This is a genomic window from Daejeonella oryzae DSM 19973, from assembly GCF_000422945.1.
Lineage (GTDB): Bacteria > Bacteroidota > Bacteroidia > Sphingobacteriales > Sphingobacteriaceae > Daejeonella > Daejeonella oryzae.
In genome coordinates, this window is sequence record NZ_AUHA01000006.1 from 104,902 (window position 1) to 117,203 (window position 12,302).

The window sequence follows — 12,302 nt, forward strand, 5'->3', positions numbered from 1 at the left end:
TCTGATCAGTGTTATTATTTAACCTTAAAATTAAACATCACTACTCCAATCTGAACGTCGGGAGCAGATTCTAATTGATTCAGTTTTGCTCCCAAAACCGCCTTTTCACATTTACGCCAAAGGGCAAGATCAGATAGGGTAGTTCCTTTAGCTCCTGCACGGGCATATACAACTTCTCCGGTTTTATCAACTCTGATCTCTACTGCAATTTTCCCAGAACTTTGTCCTTGGTCTTCAATGGAAGGAATACTAACAAAACGGCGGTTGGCTAAAGACAATCTGACCCCGCCAAAGCCGGATCCACCCTCGCCATAATTAGGAGCCAGCGGATCTCCGTCACGGCTTCCCTGATTTCCGGCAACAGTTCCAGTGCCATCGCCTTTTCCACTTCCATTATTTTTTTTGCCGGTATATAAAGCGTTTGTGTTTACAACGGGTTTACTTTCTTTGGTAGCTTCACTGGTTGAAGGATTAGTGCTCGAACTTTTATCTTTTGTAACAATGCTTGGAGCGTCTTCCATATCCTGGGTAACAACTGATTTATCGCTAACTTCGGAGGAAGGGCTTTTTACAGGATCTGTTGATGGAACTACTTTATCAGGCATTGAATTATTTGCATTCGGATCTGTTGACGGTTCTTCAATACTCATGTAGTCATCGCCCATTCCTACATCAGATGTTCCGTAATTCACAATGATACCGCCTACTCCAACTTCTTCGGGTGCCTCAACGCGGCTGGCGATAACGAAAAAACTGAGCAACACGAAGCTTACCATAATACCCGTGGAAATTGCCAAAGCTTTAGGATAATTGTTTTCTTCAGGTTGACGGTAATCTATCATTTTTTAGTTTCTGTTGCTAAAACAAGTTTTATTTTCAATTTGTTGGCTATATCTGTTAGATTAACCACATTCTCTATCGCGATAGTTCGGTCTGCGTATAAAATAACAGTAAGATCTGGAGATTCTTTCTGATAAACTTCTATTTCTGCCTGAAGCTGATCAAAATTTACCTGCTTTTTCTCAACAAAATATTCTAAGTCTTTCGTTATGGAAACATTAATCGTCTTTTTCGGAATGGATTGCCCGGAATTCGATCGCGGCAGAAATAACTTCACTACGTTAGGATTGGCAACTGCTGAAGCCAGTAAAAAGAACAGCAGCAGGAAAAACATAATGTCATTTAAAGCCGATGTATGAACTTCTACAGCCCCTCTTTTTCTCTTTCTTAAATTCATTTGCCGGGTTCTTCTAACAAGTCAATAAACTCAATAACATCCGTTTCCATTTTCAGAATAATACGATCAACCATGATATTTAGTATATGGTACAATACATAAGCAACAATACCAATGATCAGTCCGGTTGCGGAGGTGATCATTTTCGTATATAATCCTCCGGATATGGTTCCAATTTCAATAATTCCTTTAATGGAAACTTCATGAAAAATGGCAATTACCCCGATAATTGTTCCAACGAAACCGAGCATGGGAGCAATACCTGCAATAATCCCCAGGATACTGATGTTTTTCTCAAGCTTAGATACCTCAAGTTTACCCACATTCTCAATGGCGCCTTCAATATCTTTAATCGGGCGGCCAATACGCAATAATCCTTTTTGCAGCATTCGGCCCAGCGGAGTATTGCTGTTTCTGCAGATGGCTACAGCGGTGTCAAGTTTGCCGGCAATAACACTTTGCTTTACCTGTGCCATCAGGTTTGATTCATATTTTGATGCTTTGCGGATTGTTAAATAACGTTCAACAAAAATCACTAATCCCATAAATGCTAATAAGGTCAGCGGGATCATTACCCATCCACCTTTAAATAAAAGGTCTATAAAACGTAATTCCTGTCCGGGTTGAACAACCTGCATGGCTGCTGCTGCTGTATCTGTAATAGGTGTTAGTGTGTCGACTTGAAGTAGGAACATCATCTCTAATTTGTTTTCTTTGGTTTAACCCTGGTCATCCAGGCATCTTTATTTAAATCTTTTCTGATACGTATTAATTCTAGCTCTGCTTGCTGCTCATCAGTAAATGAACCCAAACTTACTTTGATTTTTGCACCCGGCATATGCTCTACTATTTTAGCGTATAATCCTTTAGCTGTAATCGCTTTTACATACGTTTCTGCTTCTTTACGCTTAGCAAATGCCGCACCTATTATTTCAAATGTTGCGATGCTTTGATTGGGATTACTAATTTGAGTAGAATCTTTTGCGACTACCGTTACCGGATTCATTGCCACAGAAGTATCCCGAACAGTGGTTTTGGCAGAATCGGTTACAACTACTGCCGGAACAGATTTTTTAATGGGCTCAATTGGTATTTTACTATTCAGTTCGGCTACATTAGGTTTTAATAAAACCTGAAATAATTGGGGATTAAATTGATATAAAGCCAATACAGAAAGGATAATAATGGAGGCAGCAATAAACAGCTTAGTGCCAAACTTCATACCTGTTTCTGCTTCTTCGACCACCTGAATATCAGCTTCAGGATAAGAAGTGTAAGAGCTGGGAGTGACTATAGCAGCCTCTTCAGAAACTGAATTAACATCTTCAATTTTTTTGGTATATATTTCCTTTACCGGGAATAATCCAAAATAGTTTGTTGCCTGCTCTAACGAAGGAACCGGCTTAAACCGGAAACCATCCTGATTTTTATCTAAAGTTCCCAGACCCTGCAATTCTGCATGCCCTTCGTGATCAAGTAAGCTGACGATCTGTTCAACAAATTTACTGACGAAATATTTTGCTGAATTTATTGATATGTTTTTCTTTCGACTGATATATTCCGCAAGAACTTCGTGGTCGTCTGTATGGCGGCTGAAAGATAGATTCTCCGAAGGAGGAAAGTACAAATCAGACCCCGGGTTATGAAAACCATTTACTTTTATCTTTGAAAATGTCCCAAAATACGGAACACTTACCTCATCAGTCTGATGCAAAAGTTCCGCAATAAAAAAGGAAATATCCATTCGGGTAAAGATAATTTATAATTCTATACAGACAAATAATAACATAGGTTAGAAGGAGAAATTAAAGCCTCCGAACACATTTAAACCCAATTTTTGATAATATAAATACTGCTGATAGGAAGTGCCGAAGATATTGTTGGCACGTACGTGTAAGCCTATTTTGTCATTGATTTGGTATGCAGCGCCGGCGCTCATGTCTACAAAACTGTTGATAGTTACAATTTTATTTTCTGCCAGCGGAGTAAATACGGTAGTATTCGCCTTAGTTTCGCCATTGAAAAATACTTCTGCGTCGAAGGAAATTTTTGGAGTAACCCTGGCTCTCAGATTGGATGTTAATCTAAAACCGGGTTTAAACCAGGCTTCCTGTTCAGTTTTAAGCGTATAATTTACGGCTTCTGCTTTTCCGCTAACATCTATAAAATCTGATGCTTTAATGCTGATCTCTCCCTGGAAACCAAGCAATTTGCTGTTCCCCTCATCATAAACAACATTAAAACGACTTACTTTAAAAGGATCATTTTCAAATAGTGGAAGGTCCTGAATTGTCTTGTAATAGGCCATCGCTTTAAAGCCAAAACCGGCTCCGGCATTTCCTTTTACTCCTCCGTAAATATTCATCTTTTCTACAGCATTCTTTAATGTCACATTTTTATTGAGATAAAAGTTTTCGTTGCTGAGGTCTCTGATGGTGGTTTTTAATACATCTCCGCTAATTCCACCAAATAAGGTAGCATATTCCTGAGCAATTGGAAACTCTGCAGATACCGCTGGTAAAATATTCAAGCGGCTAGTACTGCCAAACTCTTGCACCAGGTTAAGTCCAAGGTTTAAAACAAATCCATTTCCCTGATATTTAATAAAAGGATTGGCTTTTAAAATATTATTCTTGATTGCGTAAAGAGAATCTTTAGAGCTTGTAAAATCGGTAGAAGCGCCCAAACCAATACTAAAACTGTTAAATGCTTTGTTTAAATATCCGCTTAAAGCGAAGGTGCTTTCACGACCGTCAAAAATATTATTGAATACGTATCCGGAAGCTTTAACCGCGTAATTTAAAAGATCTGTATCCTCAGAATAATTATTCATCAATTCTCCTTCGGCTTCAAAAAGATTAAATCGCTGCTTATCCGCAGCAGTTGAAACCGTTGAGAAGGCAGGATCAAAACCATAGAAATAGCTTGATTTTCTATCGTAAGAAAGCTTTCCACTCATGCTGTTTTGATCTCTTATGCTTTTTCCGAAAACAGAAGCCTGCTGATTAGAAAATTGTTGTTTTTCTATATTTCCCCGTTGCGAGTTGTGTTTAAGATATAAGCCTGCTTGCAAAGCTTCATCCTGACCGTTATTAAAGTACATTTCTGCAAGGCCTGTATTGAAATTCCCGGCTCCGATCTTTAAGTAATTATTCTGCAATACAGCTTGTCTTTCATCGGCTAATTTCTGGGCCTGCAACTCTTTTATATTCGAGTTGAGTTCCAGTTTTTTATCCATAATTGTATAGCTTAAAACCGGCCTGAAAGGTTTGGTATCGTTTAAATCCGGACTTCTCCTGATTTTAACAGCCTCAGCCAGGATAGGCTTGTATGGGCGTACAACTTCTATTTCTTCAGTAAGAGTTCCTTTTGCAGGCGCAGGTTTAGTTTCTTCTTTTTTATCCTGTGCAAAAACAGAACCTGAGTAAGCGATTAATGAAAAGGTAATTGCAATTTTTATATGTGGAATAGTCATCAGCTTATTACTTAATATTCAATTTCTCCAGTTTCTCTTTGGCAGTGGGTATGATGTCATCATTTTTACCCTCATAATTATCAAGGATACTTTGTAAAGTGCTTTTAGCCTGGAAAACATCATTCAGCGCCAGATAATTATCCGCCAGCAGAATAAAGCTTTTGGCTACCCAATAATCATGCGATGGCATTTTGTTAATCAAGTCAAACGTAGTTTTTTGAGAGGTTTTATAATCTCCCTTAGCATACTGCAAAAGTGCAACATTGTATTTTGCCTCTGCTGCCGCGATAGTTTGAGTTTTATCAACAACCTGGTTAAATTCTTTGATGGCCATTGCTGTATCTGCCTTAATCAGATAAGCTTTACCGGCATACAAACTTGCCCTGAATTTTTCTTCATCCGAAGATTTTTCTGAGGTTTTAATCAGTTCAACATATTTCAGCGTTTCATCAGGCATTTCCGTGTTTGCATACGCTTCCATTAAATTGTTAATGGCAAAGCCATAATTGGCTTTATATTCTGAGGTCAGTTCAAGTTTTTTTAGATGAACAATAGCTTCATTATATTTTTTCTGAGAGAGATATATTCTTGAAATACTCATCAGGGCTTTTTCAGTGTATTCGCTGGTCCAATCATTCAAAATAAATTCATAATCCGGAATAGCTTCGTCCGGGCGGTTTAGTCTGACTAAACTCTCAGCTCTGACAAACTTCGCCTGCTTTTCGTGAATGGCTTTCGGGAATTTATCAAAGTAAGCATTGATTGCTTCAAACGTTCCCTGGTAATCTCCCTTTAAATAGCGGTTGTTAGCGGCCTGATAAGTAATGTTATCCTGTTCAGAAGTGCTCAGGTTGCCTATGCCTGTACCGTTTGCGTAAGCAAGAAATCCATCAGCATCCGCTTTATCCAAATAAATATTTTTTATAGACTCCAGAGCTTGCTTTGCTTCATCAGTGGTAGAATAATCTTTCACTACTCTTTTAAATGTTTCTAAAGCTGCATCATCCTGATCCTGGTTGTATTGCACCAAACCGATGGTTACAAGTGCACGGGGAACATAGCTGCTTCGCGGATATTTCGAAATCAGCGTACTCAGATCATTCTTGGATTTATCAAAATCACCTTTTACAAAATAAGTATAGGCGATCTCAAAACCGGCATCATCCGCGTAATTTGATTTTGGGAATTGCTTGAGAAGCGATTGGTGAGTTGCTATTTTAGCATCGTTTTGACTTTGCAGTCCCTGGATCATTCCGCGTTGAAATAATGCGTAATCTTCTCCCGAAGCGTTGGATGCAATAATCTTATTGTAACTGGCTAATGCACTTCCGTAATCCTTTAATACAAAATAGGAATCTGCAAGACGTAAAGTTGCATCATTAATGGTATTTCTGTCTTTTTCTGATCCTTGTAAGAAACGTTCAAAATAGGTGGATGCCGTTTTGTAATTTTCATTTTCAAATGCCGCATACGCTAAAGCATAGTTTGCGAAATTGTAAACTTCTGTTTTACGTGCCGCAGGCATGGCAAGGAATTTTTCGAAATTATCTACCGATTCTCCAAACTTGCGAACTTCATACATAGCCTCTGCCAGCCAATACGTTGATAATGCTTCAATATCAGCATCCACCGCATTATTATTAGAACGCATGAAGACAGATATTGCATTTTGAAAAGCTCTTTCGTTATAAAACTCAAGTCCGCGGTAATAGGTTACTTTTTGATAAGCCTCTTTTGCATTCTGATTTTTATTCGGAATACTTTCCAGGATGTCTATAGCATCTTTATAATTTTTTGTGGTTAATAAAATCTCACCCAAAAGGGTTTTGGCTTCATCAATCCGTTTAGAACGGGGATAACTTTTTATAAATTCCTGGGCTGCATCTAAAGCCACCTGGTGAAACTCAAGCTCGTAAGATAATTTTGCATAATTAAATAATCCCTCTTCCTGCAAAGATTTATCAAATGTTAATTTGGATGCCTTAAAGAAAGCGCTTCTGGCCGATTGTTTATTATCTGTCTTTAAAAATGATTCGCCCAAAGCGATCATTCCGCTTTGATAATATTCATCCGGAGTATCCAGTTTTTCAAGTTCGGTTATCGCATTTGAATATTCTTTGAGCTTATAATACGTATAACCTATCTGGTAACTATCCTGGTTGTTTTGGGTCTCACCTTTATCTTTAGCCTGAAAACGTTTGTAATATATTCCGGCATTTATGTAATCAGATTTCGCGAAAAAAGAAGCGGCCACAATGCGGAACATTTCTGTTTCATATTGCTGATTTGTGCTTCGCAAAATCGGAAGCGTGTATTTTAGTACATCATCATAGCGCTTATCAAGGAAATATAAAGCTGAAATATAATAGGGGTAAGTGTTTTCGTAGGTTTTTGAACCTTTTAATTTTTCAAATTCTGTTAAAGCAGTTTTATAATCAGCGCTTAAATAATTCAGGTAAGCGTAGTAATAAATAGAGGCTTCTTTGTAAGGTGTATTTTCATCTTTCAGCCTTCCGAATAAAGGTTCTGCATTGGAGTAATCTTTGGTTTCAAAATAAGAATAACCCAGTTTAAACCGATATTCTGAACTTTCTTTAGCTGATAATGAATTCTGATTAATTTTTTTAAACCATTCTATTGCTTTGGGATAGTTTTTCTGAGAATAATAAGAACGACCCACCTGGTAATAGGCCATTTTTGCATTTGCATTTACCGGATGATCTGCAATAAATTTAAGGAACAATCCTTCAGCGTCCTGGTTGCCTAATTCTAAAGCGCATAAAGCTTTATAATATTCGGCATTTTCTTTTAAAAGACTTATATCCTTACTGTTCTGCGAAACTGCAGAAGGCAGAATTTGCCAGTTTTCTACTTTACTGAATTGCTCGGAGGCCGCAACATATTTCTTCTTCTCTAATAGTTCCAATCCGCTTTTATAATTCTGATTTAAAGTAAACCAGGATGTTAATTGTGCTTGTGCCTTGAAAGAAAATAGAATGAGTACAAGGAGGGGTAAAGTATAATGTCTGAGCATACGTAGTCTAAACTGATAAAAGCAAAAATAATTTATATATAACCAGGAAATTAACAGAAGAAATTAACAACTGTTTAAAACAGCAATTTAACGACAAGATTGCAAAGATGGTATTTTATGCTAAAAGTCTACCCGTTCTGACTGGATTTTTTAATAAACTTCCAGTATTGTCTTTCGTTGGAATTCCAGTGATAAAAGCCGTAAGCAAATCCTGAGATTAAGGATACTACAATCAGGTTAATGCAAAATTCCAATAAATGTTTAAAGCTGATGAAGGCATACGTGAGATCGCCAATAATGAAAAAATTGGTTAAATGAACCAGCACCACGAAAGGAATGGCGAAATTCTTAACAGCAATCATAAATTTTTGGCCCCAGCTCCATTTCTTTCGAGCTACGCTCCAATATCTCACAAAGTTTTGTTCAGCAGTTGTCATCTAACCTCTTTTAGCTGCTAAAAGATATAATACGGCCATACGTACGGCTACGCCATTTTCAACCTGATCTAATATGATGGATTGCTTACTGTCGGCTACATCACTTGTAATTTCTACTCCGCGATTAATAGGACCGGGGTGCATCACCGTGATTTCTTTATCAAGGGAATCAAGGATTTTTTTGTTCAGGCCGTACATCATCGAATATTCCCGCAATGACGGAAAAAACTTAATATCCTGACGCTCTAACTGGATGCGCAGCATGTTGGCTACATCGCACCAATTCAACGCTTTAATTAAATCATGTTCTACTTTTACACCTAATGAAGCAATGTACTTTGGAATCAGTGTAGTCGGACCGCAAACCATTACTTCTGCGCCCAGTTTTTGAAGGCAGAGAATGTTTGAAAGTGCTACCCGGGAATGAAGCACATCACCAATAATGGCAATCTTTTTTCCTGCTACTTCGCCATATTTTTCACGGATAGAAAAAGAATCCAACAAAGCCTGGGTTGGATGCTCGTGTGCCCCGTCGCCGGCATTGATAATCTGAGCATTGATATGCTTACTTAAAAATACACCTGCTCCGGCATAGGGATGGCGCATAACCACCATATCCACTTTCATGGCCAGAATATTATTGACAGTATCAATCAGGGTTTCACCTTTACTTACAGATGAAGAAGATGCCGCGAAATTAATAATATCAGCCGAAAGGCGTTTCTCTGCAAGTTCAAAGGATAATTTGGTTCTGGTAGAATTTTCAAAAAATATATTGGCAATTGTTATATCCCGCAGGGAAGGAACTTTTTTAATGGGACGGTTTAATACATCTTTAAATGTGGAAGCCGTTTCAAAAATCAGTTCGATATCTCTTTTCGTAAGGTCTTTAATACCTAACAGATGCTTGGTACTTAACGTTTGAATAGCCGGGGTCTGCATTTAATATTTCAGAGTTAGTATATTATATTGAATTTTAAATTTTGAACTGCCATAAATATTTTACTCCGTCTTTTCTGAAAGTAAAAGCACTTGATCTTTATCATCAGTTTCTTTCCAGCTTACAATAACCTTTTGAGAGTCTATGGTATCAACTTTAATCCCGATGTAATCTGCTTCAATTGGCAAATGTCTTGAATAACGCCTGTCTACCAGAGCAAGTAATTCAACTTTTTCAGGCCGGCCAAATGCTTGTATCGCATCCATAGCTGCACGAATGGTGCGACCGGTCCATAAAACATCATCTACAAGAATTACATTTTTGCCTTCGATGATAAAGTCAATATCGGTATTGCTTGGTCTTAACAAACCTTCCTTGCGCCTGAAATCATCTCTGAAAAAGGTAATATCTAAATTTCCTTTTTGAATACTGGCCGCAGGAATTATTTTTTTTAGTTCTGCAGAGATGCGCTCGGCGAGGAAAATTCCCCTGGGTTGTATTCCGATAATCACAGAATTGGAGAAATCGTTGTGATTTTCAATTAATTGACGGCAAAGACGCTGAATTGTGATCTGGAATTTCTGACCGGCAAGCAAGGGAAGGTTTTGCATCTGGATTTGGTTTGAGCAAAAATAGAAAACAGGAAGCAATTCCACTACATAAAAAGATTTTTATGCAAATCCTTCAATTCCCCTTAATGAAGTGAGTCAGTATGTCTTTGAGGGTAATAGGAATCATGGGAAAAATAATCCACAAAAAAAGCCTCTCCGAATGAACGGAGAGGCTTTGAAAATGTATTTCAGAAAATTATTCTGCTGATGTTTCTTCTTCAGAATCTTTTGCTTTCTTGGCTTTGTTTTCAGCACCTTCCATTTGTTGCTTCAATTGTGCCAGAACACCTAAGTCACCTAAAGTAGATTTCTCAACTGAATCTTTTACTTTTTTAACTGCACTTACAGTTGCTTTAGCATCTTTCTTCTTCTGATTGATCTCTTCTTTACGTTCTTCAGCTTTCACTTCTTCCCAGATACGGGCGTGAGAAACTACAATACGCTTAGAATCTTTATTGAATTCAATAATTTTGAATTCTGCAGCTTCATCAGCTTTTACAGAAGAACCATCTTCTTTAGCCATGTGCTTAGTTGGAGCGAATCCTTCTACACCGTATGGTAAAGCTACAATTGCACCTTTATCAGTTACTTTCAATACAGTACCTTCATGAACAGAATCCATTGTGAAGATAGTTTCGAAAGTATCCCAAGGGTTTTCTTCCAATTGTTTGTGTCCTAAGCTAAGCTTGCGGTTTGCTTCGTCAAGTTCCAAAACAACTACATCTAACTCTTCACCAACTTTAGTGAATTCGTTTGGATGATTGATTTTTTTAGACCATGATAAATCAGAAATGTGGATTAAACCATCAATTCCTTCTTCGATTTCAACAAATACACCGAAGTTAGTCATGTTCTTAACTACTGCTTTGTGCTTGCTTCCAACAGGATAACGTTCAGCAATGTTTTTCCAAGGATCTGGAGTTAATTGCTTAACACCTAAGCTCATTTTACGCTCGTTGCGATCAAGAGTTAAAACCTGAGCTTCAACTTCGTCACCAACTTTCAGGAATTCCTGTGGGTTACGTAAATTTTGAGACCAAGACATCTCAGAAACGTGAATTAAACCTTCAACACCCGGAGTGATTTCTAAGAAAGCACCATAATCTGCTACGGTAACAATCTTACCTTTTACTTTCGACCCAATTTCTAAGGTTGTATCTAAAGCTTCCCAAGGATGCGGAGTTAACTGTTTTAAACCTAAAGCGATACGTTTTTTCTCGTCATCAAAGTCAAGAACTACTACGTTGATCTTCTGGTCTAAGTTTAACACTTCACGTGGATGCTCTATGCGGCCCCATGAAATATCAGTAATGTGCAATAAACCGTCAACACCACCTAAATCGATGAATACACCAAAATCAGTAATGTTTTTAACCGTTCCTTCTAATACCTGACCTTTTTCAAGTTTAGCAACGATTTCAGTTTTTTGGTTTTCTAAATCGTCTTCAATCAGCACTTTGTGTGATACCACAACGTTTTTAAACTCGTGGTTGATCTTAACAACTTTGAACTCCATAGTCTTACCAACATAAATGTCGTAATCACGGATTGGCTTAATGTCAATCTGAGATCCTGGTAAGAAGGCTTCTACGCCCATAATATCTACAATCAGACCACCTTTAGTACGGCTTTTTACAAAACCTGTAATAATTTTGTCCTGATCTAATGCCTCATTAATAGTTTCCCATGAGCGTTGAGTTTTTGCACGTTTACGAGATAATACCAACTGTCCGTTAGCATCTTCCTGTGATTCTACAAATACGTCAACCGAATCACCAACCTTTAGGTCAGGTGTATCACGGAATTCTGATAAGGATACTAAACCGTCAGACTTAAATCCGATGTTCAATACCACATCTTTGTTGTTGATAGAAACAACAACACCAGAGATGATCTCTCCTTTGTTAATAGAATTGAAAGTTCCGGCATACATTTCTTCGAACTTTTCGCGGTCCGCGTCACTGTAATTTCCAAAACCTTTGTCATCTGCATCCCAGTCAAAATCACCGGAAGGGGTAATCAAAGTTTTAGATTTGATTTCTTCGATAAACGATGAATCAGCTTCTGATTCAATGTTTTCCTTTTGTTTAACCGTAGTGGTTTCTTCGCTTTGAAGTTCTGCTTGTTTAGCGGATAACTCCTTTTCAGCTTCTAGTTTTTTGGCCATTAATTAATTTATCTCCTTTTTCCGATTTAAATCGGACTGCAAAGGTAGAAAAATACCTTTTTAATCAAAAAGAATTTTAACAGTTTATTTGCTGATTATTAAGAAGTTCTAAAAAACCTTAATTATTTCAGGCTGTTGCTTCTATAAATCACTATATCATGTCTGAGCACACAAATAAGAAAACTAATCCTTTACAGAAAGATAAGGAAACCGGCGCTAGCTTAAATACTCCTCAAAGTGATGAGTATCAGGTTGATGCCATAAAAACCGGGAGTAAGAAAAAGAGAAGTACACAAGATCAGCCGGCAGACGAGCAGATGTACAATTCATTTGATGAACTTCGTGAACAGGGGACAGGCGATAAAAAGGAAGATTAATTAGTACGATCTTCAATTTTATTG

At 37.7% G+C, this 12,302-nt stretch carries 11 protein-coding genes; 1 reads left to right on the top strand and 10 read right to left on the bottom strand.

The features are described 5' to 3' along the window. Positions 1-14: 14 nt before the first annotated feature. The 10 genes from G521_RS0111325 to rpsA all read right to left on the bottom strand — a co-directional run bounded on the left by G521_RS0111325 (position 15) and on the right by rpsA (position 11,901). Positions 15-842 (bottom strand): hypothetical protein, encoded by an 828-nt coding sequence (locus G521_RS0111325; protein WP_026898640.1) that lies wholly within the window; start codon positions 840-842, stop codon positions 15-17. Next, the gene (locus G521_RS0111330) at positions 839-1,237 is read right to left on the bottom strand and encodes an ExbD/TolR family protein (protein WP_026898641.1); all 399 of its coding nucleotides are present in this window, start codon (positions 1,235-1,237) and stop codon (positions 839-841) included. The genes G521_RS0111325 and G521_RS0111330 overlap by 4 nt, the downstream gene beginning before the upstream one ends. Further along, on the bottom strand, positions 1,234-1,932 hold the full coding sequence (locus G521_RS0111335; RefSeq protein WP_026898642.1) for a MotA/TolQ/ExbB proton channel family protein: 699 nt from the start codon (positions 1,930-1,932) through the stop codon (positions 1,234-1,236). The genes G521_RS0111330 and G521_RS0111335 overlap by 4 nt, the downstream gene beginning before the upstream one ends. Before the next feature lie 5 nt (positions 1,933-1,937). After that, positions 1,938-2,981 carry an SPOR domain-containing protein gene (locus tag G521_RS0111340; RefSeq protein WP_026898643.1) on the bottom strand — a complete coding sequence of 348 codons (1,044 nt, stop codon included), beginning with the start codon at positions 2,979-2,981 and terminating at the stop codon, positions 1,938-1,940. Between the two features lie 48 nt (positions 2,982-3,029). Beyond that, positions 3,030-4,712, bottom strand: a complete 1,683-nt coding sequence (locus tag G521_RS0111345) for a TonB-dependent receptor (protein ID WP_026898644.1) — start codon at positions 4,710-4,712, stop codon at positions 3,030-3,032. A 7-nt stretch (positions 4,713-4,719) separates the two neighbouring features. Beyond that, positions 4,720-7,746, bottom strand: coding sequence for a tetratricopeptide repeat protein (locus tag G521_RS0111350; RefSeq protein ID WP_026898645.1), 3,027 nt, complete (start codon positions 7,744-7,746; stop codon positions 4,720-4,722). 128 nt (positions 7,747-7,874) lie between these two features. Further along, positions 7,875-8,183, bottom strand: coding sequence for a hypothetical protein (locus G521_RS0111355; protein WP_026898646.1), 309 nt, complete (start codon positions 8,181-8,183; stop codon positions 7,875-7,877). Then, complete coding sequence (locus tag G521_RS0111360) at positions 8,184-9,125, bottom strand: aspartate carbamoyltransferase catalytic subunit (RefSeq protein ID WP_036679120.1); 942 nt, start codon at positions 9,123-9,125, stop codon at positions 8,184-8,186. Between the two features lie 60 nt (positions 9,126-9,185). After that, the gene (gene pyrR / locus G521_RS0111365; protein WP_026898648.1) at positions 9,186-9,734 is read right to left on the bottom strand and encodes a bifunctional pyr operon transcriptional regulator/uracil phosphoribosyltransferase PyrR; all 549 of its coding nucleotides are present in this window, start codon (positions 9,732-9,734) and stop codon (positions 9,186-9,188) included. A gap of 196 nt (positions 9,735-9,930) precedes the next feature. Next, a complete protein-coding gene (gene rpsA / locus G521_RS17075; RefSeq protein WP_036679122.1) occupies positions 9,931-11,901 on the bottom strand; it encodes a 30S ribosomal protein S1 in 1,971 nt (656 codons plus the stop codon). Positions 11,902-12,059: 158 nt separating this feature from the next. On the opposite strand from rpsA, the gene G521_RS0111375 reads away from it, so the two are divergent. After that, positions 12,060-12,278, top strand: a complete 219-nt coding sequence (locus G521_RS0111375; protein ID WP_026898649.1) for a hypothetical protein — start codon at positions 12,060-12,062, stop codon at positions 12,276-12,278. The last annotated feature ends 24 nt before the right edge of the window (positions 12,279-12,302 follow it).